The 15,758-nt window shown below is 72.0% G+C and carries 10 protein-coding genes; 5 read left to right on the top strand and 5 right to left on the bottom strand.

The window, feature by feature from the left end:
• Nucleotides 1-47: 47 nt before the first annotated feature.
• Nucleotides 48-1,499, top strand: coding sequence for a maltokinase N-terminal cap-like domain-containing protein (locus STRBO_RS0108050; protein ID WP_005480108.1), 1,452 nt, complete (start codon nucleotides 48-50; stop codon nucleotides 1,497-1,499).
• Between the two features lie 37 nt (nucleotides 1,500-1,536).
• Entirely contained in the window at nucleotides 1,537-4,833 is a 3,297-nt protein-coding gene (glgB, locus tag STRBO_RS0108040; RefSeq protein ID WP_005480109.1) for a 1,4-alpha-glucan branching enzyme, read from the top strand.
• 116 nt (nucleotides 4,834-4,949) lie between these two features.
• On the opposite strand, the gene STRBO_RS0108035 is transcribed toward glgB, so the two are convergent.
• From STRBO_RS0108035 to STRBO_RS0108015, 5 genes are all read right to left on the bottom strand, one after another.
• The gene (locus tag STRBO_RS0108035; protein WP_037627124.1) at nucleotides 4,950-6,419 is read right to left on the bottom strand and encodes a cytochrome P450 family protein; all 1,470 of its coding nucleotides are present in this window, start codon (nucleotides 6,417-6,419) and stop codon (nucleotides 4,950-4,952) included.
• Between the two features lie 145 nt (nucleotides 6,420-6,564).
• Complete coding sequence (locus STRBO_RS0108030) at nucleotides 6,565-8,808, bottom strand: HelD family protein (protein ID WP_005480111.1); 2,244 nt, start codon at nucleotides 8,806-8,808, stop codon at nucleotides 6,565-6,567.
• Between the two features lie 168 nt (nucleotides 8,809-8,976).
• Nucleotides 8,977-9,291 (bottom strand): thioredoxin family protein, encoded by a 315-nt coding sequence (locus tag STRBO_RS0108025; protein ID WP_158690964.1) that lies wholly within the window; start codon nucleotides 9,289-9,291, stop codon nucleotides 8,977-8,979.
• 14 nt (nucleotides 9,292-9,305) lie between these two features.
• Nucleotides 9,306-9,734 carry a MerR family transcriptional regulator gene (locus STRBO_RS0108020; protein ID WP_005480114.1) on the bottom strand — a complete coding sequence of 143 codons (429 nt, stop codon included), beginning with the start codon at nucleotides 9,732-9,734 and terminating at the stop codon, nucleotides 9,306-9,308.
• A gap of 214 nt (nucleotides 9,735-9,948) precedes the next feature.
• Complete coding sequence (locus STRBO_RS0108015; protein ID WP_005480115.1) at nucleotides 9,949-11,325, bottom strand: C4-dicarboxylate transporter DctA; 1,377 nt, start codon at nucleotides 11,323-11,325, stop codon at nucleotides 9,949-9,951.
• Nucleotides 11,326-11,818: 493 nt separating this feature from the next.
• Here STRBO_RS0108015 and STRBO_RS0108010 point away from each other — a divergent pair, with 493 nt between their 5' ends.
• The 3 genes from STRBO_RS0108010 to STRBO_RS0108000 all read left to right on the top strand — a co-directional run bounded on the left by STRBO_RS0108010 (nucleotide 11,819) and on the right by STRBO_RS0108000 (nucleotide 15,756).
• Nucleotides 11,819-13,537 (top strand): ATP-binding protein, encoded by a 1,719-nt coding sequence (locus STRBO_RS0108010; RefSeq protein ID WP_005480119.1) that lies wholly within the window; start codon nucleotides 11,819-11,821, stop codon nucleotides 13,535-13,537.
• Nucleotides 13,534-14,217: a response regulator gene (locus STRBO_RS0108005; protein WP_005480122.1), complete on the top strand. Its 684-nt coding sequence runs from the start codon at nucleotides 13,534-13,536 to the stop codon at nucleotides 14,215-14,217. The genes STRBO_RS0108010 and STRBO_RS0108005 overlap by 4 nt, the downstream gene beginning before the upstream one ends.
• 126 nt (nucleotides 14,218-14,343) lie before the next feature.
• Nucleotides 14,344-15,756 (top strand): extracellular solute-binding protein, encoded by a 1,413-nt coding sequence (locus tag STRBO_RS0108000; protein WP_425336018.1) that lies wholly within the window; start codon nucleotides 14,344-14,346, stop codon nucleotides 15,754-15,756.
• Nucleotides 15,757-15,758: the final 2 nt, after the last annotated feature.

Raw genomic sequence — 15,758 nt, 5'->3', positions numbered from 1 at the left:
GGCACGCAGACAGGAACACCCCGCCCCCGGGGAAAGGACGCGAGGCCATGTCGGAAGCCGCCACGCACCCCACCGCGCCAAGTCCTGCTCCACCGCCCGCCACGGAGCCCGCCCCCGGGCTGCTCCTCTCCCTGGAGCCGCTGCTGCGGGAGTGGCTGCCACGGCAGCGCTGGTTCGCGGGGAAGGGCCGGCCGGTCGCCGGGTTCAGTCTGGTCGCGGCCACCGAGCTGCTGCCGGTGGGCACCGCCAAGGCCGGGCTGCTCCATCTGCTCGTCCGCGCCCACCAGCCGCTGGTGCCGTCCCAGGGGGCCCCGGCCCACCCCGGCGACTGCTACCAACTGCTGCTCGGCGTGCGCGAGACGCTGCCGCCCCGGCTGGCGCCCGCGCTGATCGGGCACGTGGCGGAGGGGCCCCTGGCCGGACGCACGGTCTACGAGGCCATGCACGACCCGCGCCTGGCCGAGGTCCTCCTGGAGGCGATGCGGACCGAGGCGCACGTCGGGGAGCTGCGCTGCGGGCGGGACACCCGGCACGACATCCCCGAGGGCCTGGTGCCCCGCCTGATCACCTCGGAGCAGTCCAACTCCTCGCTCGTCTACGGCGATACGTTCATTCTGAAGCTGTTCCGCCGGGTCGTGCCCGGCGACAACCCCGACCTGGAACTGCCGAGGGAGCTGTCCCTGGAGGGCTGCCCCCGGGTACCCGCGCCGGTGGCCTGGATGGTGGCGGAGCTGGACCGGGGCACCGGCGCCGAGGGCCACCACGTCCTGGGCGTCCTCCAGCCGTTCCTGCACGGCGCGGCCGACGGCTGGGAACTGGCGCTGAGCATGCTGGCCAAGGGCGAGGACTTCACCGCCGAGGCGCGGGCGCTGGGCCGGGCGACCGCCGAGGTGCACACCGCGCTGGGGCGGGCCCTGCCCACGGTCACCCTGGGCCGACAGCAGCTGGAGTCGCTCGTCGACGGGATGACCGGCCGTCTGGAGTCCGCCGCGCAGGCCGTACCCGCGCTGCGGCCGTACGCCCCCGGTCTGCACACCGCCTTCGAGGCGCTCGCCGACCTGGCCGCCGAGGGGCGCACCTGGACCGCCCAGCGCATACACGGCGACCTCCACCTCGGGCAGTGCCTCCGCGCGCCCTCCGGGGAGTGGTCGCTCATAGATTTCGAGGGCGAGCCGTCGAAGCCGCTGGCCGAGCGGCGGATGCCGCAGCCCGTCGCCCGTGACGTCGCCGGCATGCTCCGCTCCTTCGACTACGCCGCGCACTCCCTGCAGCCCCCGGCCGCCGACTGGGCGACCGCCTGCCGGGCCGCGTACTGCTCCGGCTACGCGGACGTCGCCGGGGCCGACCCCCGTACGGATCCCGTGCTGCTGCGCGCCTACGAGACCGACAAGGCCGTGTACGAGGTCCTCTACGAGGCCCGCCATCGCCCCGACTGGCTACCGGTCCCCCTGGCCGCCGTGCACCGGCTCGCCACGGACCCCAACGCCGACACCCCCTGACACGCCCCAGCCCAGCCCTGCCGAGGAGGCAGTACCTGTGACACCCCGCCCGCCGTCCGACGACAGCACCCAGCCCACCGGCCCCGCCGACGAGGGGCCCGCCCCGGTGAAGAGGACGGCCGTGAAGAAGACGGCCGCGAAGAAAGCCGTGGCGAAGAAGGCGACCGCGAAGAAGACGGCGACGAAAAAGGCGGCGACGAAGCAAGCGACGACCCCGTCTGCCGGCAGCACGCCCACCGCCGCTGCCGAGGAGACCCCGCAGCCGGTGCGGACGGCCGGCGGGACGCGGAAGCCCAGGAAGACGGCGGGCGTCAAGGCCGCCGAGATCGAGGCGGCGGCCGAGAGGGCCGGCGAGGGGGCACCGGCGGCGAAGGAGCCGATCGAGGGCGAGCCGGCCGCCGGGACGTCCGCGCCGGGAAAGGCCGCCGAGCGCGAGGGTGTGGCCGCGAAGGCACCGGCGAAGAAGGCCACCACGACGAAATCCACGGCGAAGAAGGCCGAGGCCGTGGCGAAGAAGGCGGTGGCGAAGAAGGCGGTCACGAACAAGACCGTGGCGAAGAAGACCGTCGCGGACAAGGCCGTGGCGAAGAAGACCGTCGGGAAGAAAGCCGTCACCGCGAAGCCCGCCACCACCACCGCCGCTCGGACCGCTGTCGCGAAAGCCGCCGCCGCGAAGACCGCCGCGGTGAAGCCCGACGCGTCGACGAAGGCCGCCACGAAGGCCACGGGCTCGAAGAAGACGGCCGCCAAGAAGGCGGGAGTCAAGAACGACGCCGTCAAGAAAGCAGCCGCCAAGAAGGCAGCCGTCGAGACGTCCGCGTCCGGGGAAGCCGTCACGACCGAGGCCGCCGCCAGGCGCACCGCCGCGAAGAGTGCCGTGCGGACGCCGCGGCAGGCGAAGAGGGCGCAGAGCCCGGTGCTGGTCCCCGCCGTCCCGCCGGGCGCCGGGGCGGCCCCTCCCCCACCGGGGCCGGCCGACGCACCGGCCCCGGAGGCCGTGCTGCCCCAGCAGGCCTCCGCCGAGCCGGTGGTTCCCGAGCAGAGCGCCGCCGAGCCGCCGGCCCCGCAGCCGTCGGTCCCCCGGCAGGACACCCCCGAGGCGTCCGGCATCCCCCAGGACGACCCCGCCCTCGCCCACCCCGTCGTCTCCCCCGCGATGCACGGCGCCGATCGCGAGCGGCTGCTGGCCGGGACCCATCACGCGCCGCACTCCGTGCTGGGGGCCCACCCCGTGCCCGGGGGTGTGGTGTTCCGGGCGTTCAGGCCCTACGCGCTCGGCGTGAGTGTGGTCGTGGAGTCGCTGCGGGCGGAGTTGCACGACGACGGGGGCGGCTTCTTCTCGGCGCTGATGCCGTTGCGGGAGGTGCCGGGGGCGTACCGGCTGCTGGTGTCGTACGAGGGCGCCGTGCAGGAGACGGAGGACGCGTACCGTTTCCTGCCCGCGATCGGTGAGCTGGACCAGCATCTGATCAACGAGGGCCGGCACGAGGAGCTGTGGAAGGTACTCGGCGCCGAGCCCATGACCCACCAGGGCGTGACCGGCACCCGCTTCACCGTGTGGGCGCCGAACGCGCTCGGCGTGCGGCTGGCCGGGACCTTCAACTTCTGGGACGCCACGGGGTACCCGATGCGTTCGCTGGGCTCCTCGGGCGTGTGGGAGCTGTTCGTGCCCGGGATCGGCGAGGGCGAGCTGTACAAGTTCGAGATCACCCGGCCGGACGGGTCGAAGACGCTCCGGGCCGACCCGATGGCCCGCCGCACGGAGGTCCCGCCGAACACGTCGTCCGTCATCCACGCCTCGCGGTACGAGTGGAACGACGAGGAGTGGCTGGCCCGGCGTACGCAGACCCCGGCGCACGAGGCGCCGTTCTCGGTCTACGAGGTCCATCTGCCGTCCTGGCGACCGGGCCTGACGTACCGGCAACTGGCGGAGCAGCTCCCGGCGTACGTCGCCGACCTCGGCTTCACCCATGTCGAGCTGCTGCCGATCGCCGAGCACCCCTTCGGCGGCTCCTGGGGCTACCAGGTCACCGGCTTCTACGCCCCGACCGCCCGCCTCGGCACCCCCGACGACTTCAAGTACCTGGTCGACGCCCTGCACCGGGCCGGGATCGGTGTGCTGATGGACTGGGTGCCGGCCCACTTCCCGCGGGACGACTGGGCGTTGGCCGAGTTCGACGGGCGTCCGCTGTACGAGCACGCGGACCCGCTGCGGGCGGCGCACCCCGACTGGGGGACGCTGGAGTTCGACTACGGCCGCCGCGAGGTGCGCAACTTCCTGGTGGCGAACGCCGTCTACTGGTGCGAGGAGTACCACATCGACGGGCTGCGGGTGGATGCCGTCGCGTCGATGCTGTACCTCGACTACTCGCGCGAGCCGGGCCAGTGGACGCCGAACGAGCACGGTGGCCGGGAGAACCTGGACGCGGTCGCCTTCCTCCAGGAGATGAACGCGACGGTGTACCGGCGGGTGCCGGGCGTCGTGACGATCGCGGAGGAGTCCACGGCCTGGGACGGCGTCACCCGCGCCACCCACCACACCGGCCCCGGCGGCTTCGGCGGTCTCGGCTTCGGCCTGAAGTGGAACATGGGCTGGATGCACGACTCGCTGGACTACATGGCCAAGGACCCCGTCCACCGCAAGCACCACCACCACGAGATGACCTTCTCGATGGTGTACGCGTACAGCGAGAACTACGTCCTGCCGATCTCCCACGACGAGGTCGTGCACGGCAAGGGCTCACTGGTGTCGAAGATGCCGGGCGACTGGTGGCAGCGGCGGGCGAACCACCGGTCCTACCTGGGATTCATGTGGGCCCACCCCGGCAAGCAACTCCTCTTCATGGGGCAGGAGTTCGCCCAGGGCGCGGAGTGGTCGGAGGCGCACGGCCCCGACTGGTGGCTGCTCGATCCCGCGTACGGCGCCGAGGCCGACCACCGGGGGGTGCGTGACCTGGTCCGTGACCTCAACACCACCTACCGCGACACTCCGGCCCTCTGGCAGCAGGACACCCGGCCCGCCGGGTTCTCCTGGATCACGGGTGACTCCGCGGACGACAACGTCCTGGCGTTCCTGCGGTTCGCCGAGGACGGTACGCCCCTGCTGGCCGTGTCCAACTTCAGCCCGGTCCTCCGGCAGGAGTACCGGCTGGGTGTGCCCGAGGACGTCCCGGCCTGGCGCGAGGTCCTCAACACGGACGCGGAGGCTTACGGGGGGACCGGCGCCACGACCTCCGCGCCGGTGAAACCCGACCCGCTCCCCTGGCACGCCCGCCCGGCCAGCATCCGCGTCACGCTGCCGCCCCTGTCGACGGTCTGGCTCCGCCCGGCCTGAGATCGTCCGCAGGCGCGGTGAGGGCTTGTCTCGCGGTTCCCCGCGCCCCTAGAGGCGCGGGGAACCGCGTGGCCGGCCCCCACCGAAGCGGCAGACGAGCGCCCCCGGGCGACGGGTCACCCGCCCCTCCGTCCCCCGAACATCATCCGCCGCAACGCCCCCAGCAACCCTCTCCCGCCCCGCTCCCCCACCGGCTCCACCGACGGAGTCACCCGCTGCGCCGACGGCGTCACCGGCGGCGGCATGGACGGCACACCCCCGCCCCCGTCCGGCCCTCGCCGCCCCGCCGCCCCCCGAGCCGCGCTGTGCACCGCGAGTTCGTACCGCACCGGCAGCAACCGCAGCCCCCGCACCACCGGCCCCGACCGCCACGGCAGCTGGTCCGGCGGCAGGGTCAGCTCCGCCCGCGCGAAGTGGTCGAAGATCCGCCCGACCGCGGTCGTCACGATCGTCCCCGCCAACTCCCGCGCGGCGCTGGGGCACTGGTGCGGCCCCGCCCCCCACGCCAGATGGGCCCGCGTGCTGATCGTGGAGTCGACGATGTGGGAGGAGCCGACCGCGAGCAGGTCCCGGTGCGCGGCCGCCACCGACGGCGACACGATGTCACCGGCTCGGATCAGGTAGTTCCCCAGCCGTACATCACGCGCCGCGAACCGGAAGCAGAGATTGGCCGTCGGCGGATTCGCCAGCGCCGCCCTGTTCACGGTCTCCCCCAGCTGCCCGTCGGACAGGCTGCGGCGGACCGTGGCGTTGCCCCGCAGCACCTCCAGCAGCGTGTTGCAGACCATGTTCCCGGTGATGTCGTTCAGATAGACCGCGTTCATGAACAGCTCCCGGCCCAGCTGTTCGTCGCTCAGCGAGGGGTCGGACAGCAGCATGTAGGAGGTCAGGTCCTCCCCGGGACGCGAGCGCCGATGAGCCGCCAGCCGGATCATCGCGCCCAGCGACCGTTCGGTGGCCGGCCCCGCGTCCGGCCCGCCGTCCAGCATCCGCCACAGGTCCATGACCATCTCGTCGCCGAGTTCGACGGGGCACCCGAACAGCTTGGTCGTCACCATGAGGAGCAGCGGCCGGGTGTACTGCGCCGCGAGATCGGCGAACCCGGTGGTCCCGGACTCGGCCGCGAGCACGGCGATCAGCTCGTCGGCGTACCGTGCGACGGCCGCCCGCAGTTCCCAGCCCTCGGGCGAGTGACCGTCCTGGAAGGGCCGCAGCGCCGAGTGGTGGCTCAGCCGGGCACGCCGGTGTTCCTCGTCGTCGAAGAACATGGTCTGCCGGACCTCGTACCCGGCGAGGAGCGGCCAGTCCCTCGGCAGCCGCCCCTCCGCCCGCGCCCGCCAGTGCCGCACGTCGCGCCGCCAGACGGTGTCGTTGCGCAGGACCTCCAGCACCTCGCGGTAGTCGAGAACCAGCCACGCCGGGACCCCCAGCAGCCCCACCGGTGCCACGGGACCGTACGTGCTCCGCAGTCGCTCGTAGACGCCGCCCGGGTCCGCGTCGAACTCCGAGGTCAGCAACGGCTCCACGCGCAGCGATTCCAGGCCGGGGCCACCGGCGGGAGCGGCCGCGAACGGATGTGTTTCCATGACCGACACGCATACCGCATGAACCGTGCACAAGCAGTGACGATGACCAGAACTGTTACGGGTTGGTGATCCCCGATGCACCGGTGGTGACGGTGACCGGAACACCGTCTGCCCGCTAGCAGGCAGACGGCTCCCGCCGTCGGCCTCACGCCGGCGTCAGTTCCTCCCCGAGCGCCCGGGGCAGGTCCTCCGCGTGGACGACGCCGAGCGCCTGGGTCGCCCGGGTCAGCGCGACGTACAGATCGCTGGTGCCGAGGCGCCCCGGCTCGACGACGAGGACGGAGTCGAACTCCAGGCCCTTGGCCTGCCGGGGGTCGAGGAGAACGACGGTCCTGGTCAGGTCGGGTTCCGCGCCCGCCGTCACCCCGTCCAGCCGGGCCGCGAGCGCCCGGTGCAGTTCGCGCGGCGCGATGACGGCGAGCCGCCCCTCGGCGGGGGTCAGTTCGGCCGCCGCCTTGGCCACCTCGGCGGGCAGCTCCTTCGCCGCCGCGCGCCGCGCCCAGGGCCGTACACCCGTGGACCGTACGGAGCTGGGCGGCTCGAAGTCCGGCCGCTCGGCGCGGACGACCGCGGCCGCGACGGCCATGATCTCGGCGGGGGTGCGGTAGTTGACGCCGAGCCGGGTGTGCTCCCAGCGGTCCTGGACGTACGGAGCGAGGATGTCGGCCCAGGAGCCGACGCCCGCGGCCTCCGCGGTCTGGGCCGGGTCGCCGACGAGGGTCATCGAGCGGGTCGGGGAGCGTCGCATCAGCAGCCGCCAGGCCATCGGCGACAACTCCTGCGCCTCGTCGACGATGATGTGCCCGAACGCCCAGGTCCGGTCGGCCGCCGCCCGCTCGGCGGCGCTGCGGTGGTCGTCCTCCTCGTGCCGCTCGGCGAACCGCTCGGCGTCGATGATGTCGTGCGCGGACAGCACCTCCGAGCTGTCGGGGTCGCTGTCCTCCTTGTCCTCGAACTCGTACGTCCGGGAGGCGTACGACACCTCCAGCACGCCCTGCGCGTACGCGATCTGTGTCTCCCGCTCGCGCTCGGCCCGCGCCCGCGCCAACCGGTCGTCCTCGCCGAGCAGTTCGGCGGCCTCGTCGAGCAGGGGAACGTCGGCGACGGTCCATGCCCGGGTGACGGGACGGCGTACGGCGTCGGCGTCCTCCGGGGAGAGGTACGCGTCCGGCTCGGCGAGGAAGTCGGCGATCAGGCGGCGCGGGGTGATCCGGGGCCACAGCCGGCCGATGGCGGCCCAGACCTCGGGGTTCTCGGCCAGCTCGTCGCGGATCTGGGTGATGTCACTGGCGTCCAGGAGGTTGGAGCCGTCGTACGGGTCGGTGCCGATGCGTTCGGCGACCATCTCCGTGAGGGTGTTGAGGATGTGGCCCTCGAAGTACTCACGGGCGGCGTTGTGCGGGAGTTTCGCCTCACGGGTGCGCTCGCGGGCGACCCGGACGAGGTCGTCGTCGAGCATGAGGATCTCCCGGTCGTGCTCGATGGCGACGACCGGGTCGGGCAGGGTCTGCCGGTCCCGTACGACGGCCGCGAGCACCTCCGCCATGGCGGCGCTTCCCTTCACCCGGGCCGCCCGCGGGGTGTCGGCCGCGGTCGCCCGCACGCCGGGGAACAGCTCGCCGACGGTGGACAGCAGGACGCCCGTCTCGCCCAGCGAGGGGAGCACCTCGCCGATGTAGCCGAGGAAGGCGGGGTTGGGGCCGACGACGAGGACGGCGCGCTTGGCGAGGAGTTCGCGCTGCTCGTAGAGGAGGAAGGCGGCCCGGTGCAGGGCGACGGCGGTCTTGCCCGTGCCGGGGCCGCCCTCGACGACCATCACGCCCTGGTGCGGGGCGCGGATGATGCGGTCCTGCTCGGCCTGGATGGTCTGCACGATGTCGCCCATGCGGCCGGTGCGGGCGGAGTCGAGGGCGGCGAGCAGGACGGCGTCGCCGGTGGGGTCCTCGTAGCCGGTGCGGGTGGCGTCGCCGAGGTCGAGGATCTCGTCGTGCAGGGCGGTCACCCGGCGGCCCTCGGTGGTCAGGTGCCGGCGGCGGCGCAGACCCATCGGGGTGTGGCCGGTGGCGAGGTAGAAGGGGCGGGCGACGTCGGCGCGCCAGTCGATGAGGATCGGTGTGCGCTCGGCGTCGTCCTCCCGCAGCCCGATGCGGCCGATGTGGTGGACGCCCCCGTCGGCGAGGTCGAGCCGGCCGAAGCAGAGCGAACCGTCGACGGCGTTCAGCGCGGCCAGCAGCCCCGAGCGCTCGGCGACGAGGATGTCCCGCTCCAGACGGGCCTGCATGGGCGTGTTGCCCTGGGCGAGCGCGTCCGTGACCGAGCCCTCGGTCTCACCGCGCAGGGCGTCCACCCGGGCGTACACCCCGTCGATGAATTCCTGCTCGCGCCGCAATTCATCGTGCGAATAGCCGGTGTTTGACAATTCCACTCCCGCCCGGATATACTGTGCTCACTGAACTTCTCTGCGACTCAATAAGATTGAAGTCGCGAACCATCAAATATACGCAAGGAAATCCCCCGAGCGCAATTGCTCGGGGGATTTCCTGTATACGTCAGGGTTTCAGAGCACGTCGGCGAGTTCGTCCAGCAGCCGCCGCTTCGGCCGCGCGCCGACCATGGACTTCAGCGGCTCACCGCCCTTGAACACCATGAACGTCGGCATCGACATCACCCGGTACGCGTTGGTCGTCTCCGGACTGGTGTCCACGTCCAGCTGCACCACCTTCAGCCGCCCGCCCTCCTCGGCGGCGAGGGCGCTGAGCACCGGACCCATCTGCCGGCAGGGCGGACACCAGTCGGCGGTGAACTCCACCAGTACCGGCAGCTCCGCCCCGATCACCTCCGCCTCGAAGTCCGCGTCCGTCACCTCTGCCACACCGGCCGCCCTGATCACAGCTGTCCGCCTCCCAGTTCACACTCCGGCTCCGGGCCCCCCGGAACCTCCGCCTCGGCCGCCAGCCGCTCCCGTGCCCGTTCGGCCCGCGCCAACTGCTCGCCGACCGACGCCCGCACGGCCGCCAACTCACCGATCAGCGCGTCGAGTTCGTCCAGCTTCCGCCGGTACACCGCCAGCGACGCCGGGCACGAGTCGCCCTGCGGATGCCCCGCCCGCAGACACTCCACGAACGGCCGCGTCTCCTCCAGGTCGAACCCGAAGTCCTGCAGCGTCCGGATCTGCCGCAGCAGCCTCAGGTCCGCCTCGTCGTACGTCCGGTAGCCGTTCCCGGCCCGCCGCGCGGGCAACAGCCCCCGCGCCTCGTAGTACCGCAGAGCCCGTGTCGTCGTCCCGGCGCGTTCCGCCAGCTCCCCGATGCGCATACGAGAACGGTATTCCTTGACGCCGACGTCAGGGAAAGCCCGCGCACCACGACGGCGAAAGCCGAGCGGCCAGGTCTATAGGGGGAGGACCTGGCCGCTCGGTGTTCTGGGAAGCTGTTCAGTTGTGTGTCCTGGAACCGTACGGCCGGGTCTACGGGGGGAGGACCCGGCCGTACGGGGTTCTCGGGGGGGCCTTGGGCCCCTCCGGGGCGCGTCACGCCTTGGCGAGTTCCTTCTCGCCGTCGGGCTCGGCCGCGGGCGCCGCGGAACCGTGCCCGTCGTCCAGCAGCGTCTTCTCGTCGAAGGGCAGCTGTCCGGCGAGGACCTGGTCGACGCGCTCCCTGTCGATCTCCTTGGTCCAGGTGCCGATGAGGACCGTGGCGACCGCGTTGCCCGCGAAGTTGGTGAGGGCGCGGGCCTCGCTCATGAAGCGGTCGATGCCGACGATGAGGCCGATACCGTCCACCAGGGCCGGCTTGTGGGACTGCAGACCGCCCGCGAGGGTGGCCAGACCCGCGCCGGTGACACCGGCCGCGCCCTTGGAGGCCACCAGCAGGAAGAGCAGCAGCGGGATCTGCTCCCCGACCGACATCGGCGTACCCATGGCGTCGGCGATGAACAGGGACGCCATGGTCATGTAGATCATGGTGCCGTCGAGGTTGAAGGAGTAGCCGGTCGGGACGGTGATACCGACGACGGGCTTGCTGACACCCAGGTGCTCCATCTTCGCGATGAGGCGCGGCAGCGCCGACTCGGAGGAGGAGGTGGACAGGATCAGCAGGAACTCACGGCCCAGGTACTTGAACAGCGAGAGGATGTTCATGCCGGCGACGATCCGCAGCAGCGCGGCGAGAACGATGAAGACGAAGAGGAAGCAGGTGGCGTAGAACCCGAGCATCAGGACGGCGAGGCTCTTGAGCGCGTCCAGACCGGCGGAGCCGACGACGGCCGCCATGGCGCCGAAGGCACCGATCGGGGCGGCCCACATCACCATGGCGAGGATGCGGAAGACGAGGCGCTGGATGTGCTCGACACCGCGCAGGACCGGCTGACCGGCGTCACCCATGGCCTGGAGCGCGAAACCGGCGAGCAGCGCGACGAGCAGCGTCTGGAGGACCTCGCCGCCGGTGAAGGCGGAGACGATCGTCGTCGGGATGATGCCGAGCAGGAACTCGGTGGTGTCCTTGGCCTCGGCCGACACCTGCGCCTGGCCGGTCTCCTTGATCGCGTCGGTGACCGCGAGGCCGGTGCCCGGCTCGACGATGTTGCCGACGACCAGGCCGATACCGAGGGCGACCAGCGACATCACCGTGAAGTAGGCGAGGGCGATACCGCCGACGGCGCCGACCTTCGCGGCCTTCCGTACGGAGCCGATGCCCAGCACGATCGTGCAGAAGATGATCGGCGAGATCATCATCTTGATCAGGTTCACGAAGCCGGTGCCGATGGGCTTGAGCTCGACGGCGAAGTCCGGGGCGATGAGGCCCACGGCGATGCCGATGGCCACAGCCACGATCACGGCGATGTACAGGTAGTGGGTGCGGTCCCGCTTGGCGGGAGCGGTAGGTGCCGTATGGGTGCTGCTGGCCACGGCTGCCCTCCTCGTCGACGACGTCGTCGGCTCGCTGTTCCGGCGTGCGGCTCACGACCGGGGGAATTCGGGAGACGGTCTCCCAGGGTGGGAACCGGCGGGTTCCCGGGTGGGAGACCGGCTCCCGGGGTCGGGAGCCGGCGGGCTCCCGGAGCCGGCAGCTGGGGGACTTCCGGCGGCGGTGGGAACGGGGCTCCCGTGGGGTGTGGGAGCCGGGGCTCCCGGCGGTGGAAGCCGGCGGGCTTCCGGGCCGGAGGCTGGGGGGCTTCCGGCGGTTGGGAGCTGGGGGGCTCCCGGTGGTGGGAGAGGTGCCTCCCTGGGGTGGGAGACGGGCTCCCGGCGGCTCGGGGTAGAGGTCCCGGTGCGGGAGTCGTACTCCGTGTCGGTGTCCATGTGCTGGACGAGCCGATGCGCTGACTATCCCCCGCCCTGTGAGGGCGGTCACCCTTCCGTTCATTTAGTTCACGCCAACCCGTGCGTGCAGACTGTTGCCATGCGCGTCCCGCACCGCCTCCGCCCCCGCAGCCTGGCCGGCCAGCTCTTCGCCGTGCAGGCGGTGCTCATCGCCGCCCTCCTGGCCGGATACGCGCTGTTCACCTACGTCAGCGACCGCTCGCAGGCGGAGGAGGCGGGAACCCGCCAGGCCCTCGCCGTCGCGGCCACCGTCGCCGACGCCCCCTCGGTCCGGGCGGCGATCCGCACCGCCGATCCCACCGCGCGGCTCCAGCCGTACGCCACCGAGGTGCAGCGGCACGCCGGCGTCGACTTCGTGACGATCATGACCCCCGACGGCATCCGCTGGACGCACCCGGACCCCGACCGGATCGGTGAGCACTTCCTCGGCCACATAGAGAAGGCGCGGCAGGGCGGTTCGATCACCGAGACCTATACGGGCACCCTCGGCCCGTCGGTTCGCGCGGTCACCCCGATCATGGAGAACGGCAAGGTCATCGGCCTGGTCAGCGCCGGTATCCGGGTCCAGGCGATCAGCGACCGGGTCCAGGAACAGCTCACGGCCCTCATGGGCGTCGCCTTCGGTGCGCTGGCCCTCGGCGGCATGGGCACCTACGTCGTCAACGCCCGCCTGCGCCGCCACACGCACAACATGAACGCCGCCGAGCTGAGCAACATGCACGACTATCACCAGGCCGCCCTGCACGCCGTGCGCGAGGGCCTGCTGATGCTCGACGGGCAGTACCGGGTGGCGCTCATCAACGACGGGGCCCGGGAGCTGCTGGGGGTGACGGACGACGTGGTCGGCCGCTCGGTGGCGGACCTGAACCTGCCGGCCCCGCTGACGGGCGCCCTGCTGTCCTCCGAGCCCCGGGTGGACGAGGTGCTCCTCACCGCCGAACGGGTGCTCGTGGTGAACACCTCCCTGGTGTCGGGAGGCCAGCGCCGGGGCACGGTGGTCACGCTGCGGGACGTGACGGAACTGCAGTCCCTCACGGGCGAGTTGAACTCCGAGCGCGGTTTCACCGAGGCGCTGCGCTCGCAGGCGCACGAGGCCGCGAACCGCCTCCACACGGTCGTGTCGCTCATCGAACTGGGCCGCTCGGACGAGGCGATCGACTTCGCGACGGCGGAACTGGAACTGGCGCAGGCCCTCACGGACAAGGTCGTCGCGGCGGTGAGCGAACCGGTGCTGGCGGCCCTGCTGCTGGGCAAGGCGGCCCAGGCGAACGAGCGGGGCGTGGAGCTGGTGGTGTCCGAGGACAGCCGCATCGACGACGGCCTGCTCCCGCAGTCGCTGCCCGCGCGTGACCTGGTGACGGTCCTGGGCAACCTGATCGACAACGCGGTGGACGCGGCGCAGGGTTCGGTGGGGGCGAGGGTGACGGTGACGGCGTACACGGACGAGACCTGCCCGCCGGACGGCGCGGACGGACCGGTGGACGACCCCGTGCTGGTGCTGCGGGTGTCGGACACCGGCAGCGGCATCAACCCGGCCCACGCGGAGGCCGTGTTCGAGCGCGGCTTCTCGACGAAGCCCGCGGGCCCCGGCGGCCGGGGGCTGGGTCTGGCCCTCGTACGGCAGACCGCGCGCCGCCACGGCGGAACGCTGACCGTGTCGGAGGCGGCCGGGGGCGGGGCCCGGTTCGAGGTGCGGCTGCCGCTGGGCGCGGGCGGCGGCGACCGGACGGTCCCGGCCGTGCGGGACAAGGCTGTCCAGGCCCCTCGGGCCACTGTGGCTGGAGGCGACGACGTATGACCGGTGCCGATCCCATCAGAGTCCTGGTCGTCGAGGACGACCCCGTGGCCGCCGACGCGCACATGATGTACGTCGGCCGCGTCCCCGGCTTCACGGCGGTCGGCAAGGCGCACACGGGCGCGGAGGCGCGGCGCGCGCTGGACCGTATGCCGGTGGACCTGCTGCTGCTGGACCTCCATCTCCCGGACGTGCACGGTCTGCAGCTGGCCCGCTCCCTGCGCGCGGCCGGCCATCACGCGGACGTGATAGCGGTGACGTCGGCCCGGGACCTGACGGTGGTGCGCGAGGGCGTGTCGCTGGGCGTGGTCCAGTACGTCCTGAAACCCTTCACGTTCGCGACCCTGCGCGACCGTCTGATCCGCTACGCCGAGTTCCACGCGGCGGCCGGCGAGGCGAGTGGCCAGGACGAGGTGGACCGCGCCCTGGCGACCCTGCGGGCCCCGGGCCCGGCGGCCCTGCCGAAGGGGCTGAGCGCGCCGACCCTGGAGCGGGTGACGGTGACCCTGCGCGACGCGGGCGAGGGCCTGACGGCGGCCGGCGTCGCGGAGGCGGTCGGCATCTCCCGCATCACGGCCCGCCGGTACCTGGAGCACCTGGTGGACGGGGGGCGGGCGGCGCGGAGTCCGCAGTACGGGCAGGTGGGGCGGCCGGAGCTGCAGTACCGGTGGGTGAAGGGGTAGGGCCCTTCCGGCGGATCTCCGCGGCCCTCCCGGGGATCGGTGCAGACGCATTGACCTGACTAGACCATTCCTCGTACCGTCACCGGGCACCACCCAAGGCCACAACGACGTAGCCAGCAGGAGGTCGTGCCCGTGCGCCCCACCGCACCCCGCCCCCACCGATCCCCCCTCCGTCTCCTCCTCACCGCGACTCTGGCGATCACCGCTCCCGGCGTCCTCACGGCCTGCGGCGGCGGTTCCGGCAGTGACCCGGACACCGTGGAGGTCTCCTACAAACAGTCCACGGACAACCAGGTCCGGGTGATGGACACCTTCCTCGCCGACGTCAAGAAGCAGTTCGAGAAGGCGAATCCGGGCAAGAAGGTGAAGCTCGTCCCGATCAAGGCCCCGGACTCGGAGTACTACACCAAGGTCCAGCAGATGCTGCGGTCGCCGAAGACGGCACCGGATCTGGTCTACGAGGACACCTTCCTCATCAACTCCGACATCACGAGCGGTTATCTGCGGCCCCTGGACGACTATCTGGCCGACTGGAAGGACTGGGACCAGTTCATCGACACGGCCAAGGCGGCGGCGAAGGCCGAGGACGGGAAGACGTACGGCATCCCGGACGGCACGGACACCCGCGGGCTGTGGTTCGACAAGGCGGTCTTCGACAAGGCGGGGCTGCCGGCGGACTGGCGGCCGAAGACCTGGGCCGACGTCCTGGACGCGGCCCGCACGATCAAGCGGAAGGTCCCCGGCGTCATCCCCCTGAACATCTACACGGGGAAACCGGCGGGCGAGGCGGCGACCATGCAGGGCTTCGAGATGCTCCTCTACGGCACGGAGGGGGCCACCGCCGCCGGGGCCGGTGACCCGCTGTACGACGAGAAGTCGAAGAAGTGGAAGGCCGGCACCCAGGGTTTCGAGGACGCCCTCGGCTTCGTGGAGACGGTCTTCAAGGAGAAGCTCGGGCCGGAGGTCTCCGACGCCCTCGACCCCAACATCGCGACCCGGGTGCGCGGTGAACTCCTCCCCGAGGGCAGGCTCGGCATCAACCTCGACGGCTCCTGGCTCCCCCAGGACTGGCTGCCCGGCAGCGGCCACGCATGGCCCCAGTGGTCGCAGAGGCTCGGCCTCGCCCCCATGCCCACCCAGCACGGCCAGTCCCCCGGCAAGGTGAGCATGTCCGGCGGCTGGACCTGGGCGATCCCCGACAAGGCCGGGAACCCCGATCTCGCCTTCGCGTTCGTCAAGACCATGCAGTCCAAGGCCAACGCCCGGAAGTGGTACATCGCCAACTCGGGGATCGCGGTCCGCAGGGACGTGGCCGAGGACCCGGCGTACGCCAAGGCCCAGCCCGGCATCGAGTTCTTCACGGACCTGGTGTCGAGCACGCACTACCGGCCGGCGTACCCGGCCTATCCCAAGGTCTCCACGGCCATCCAGGAAGCGATGGAATCCGTGACGACGGGCGACGCGTCCGTGTCCGAGGCGGCCGAGAACTACGACGAGGAACTGCGGGCGGCCACGGACGGCCAGGTGACCGAGGAATGAGC

Origin of the sequence: Streptomyces bottropensis ATCC 25435 (assembly GCF_000383595.1) — a bacterium.
Lineage (GTDB): Bacteria > Actinomycetota > Actinomycetes > Streptomycetales > Streptomycetaceae > Streptomyces > Streptomyces bottropensis.
This window is presented reverse-complemented; position numbering and strand designations above follow the sequence as displayed.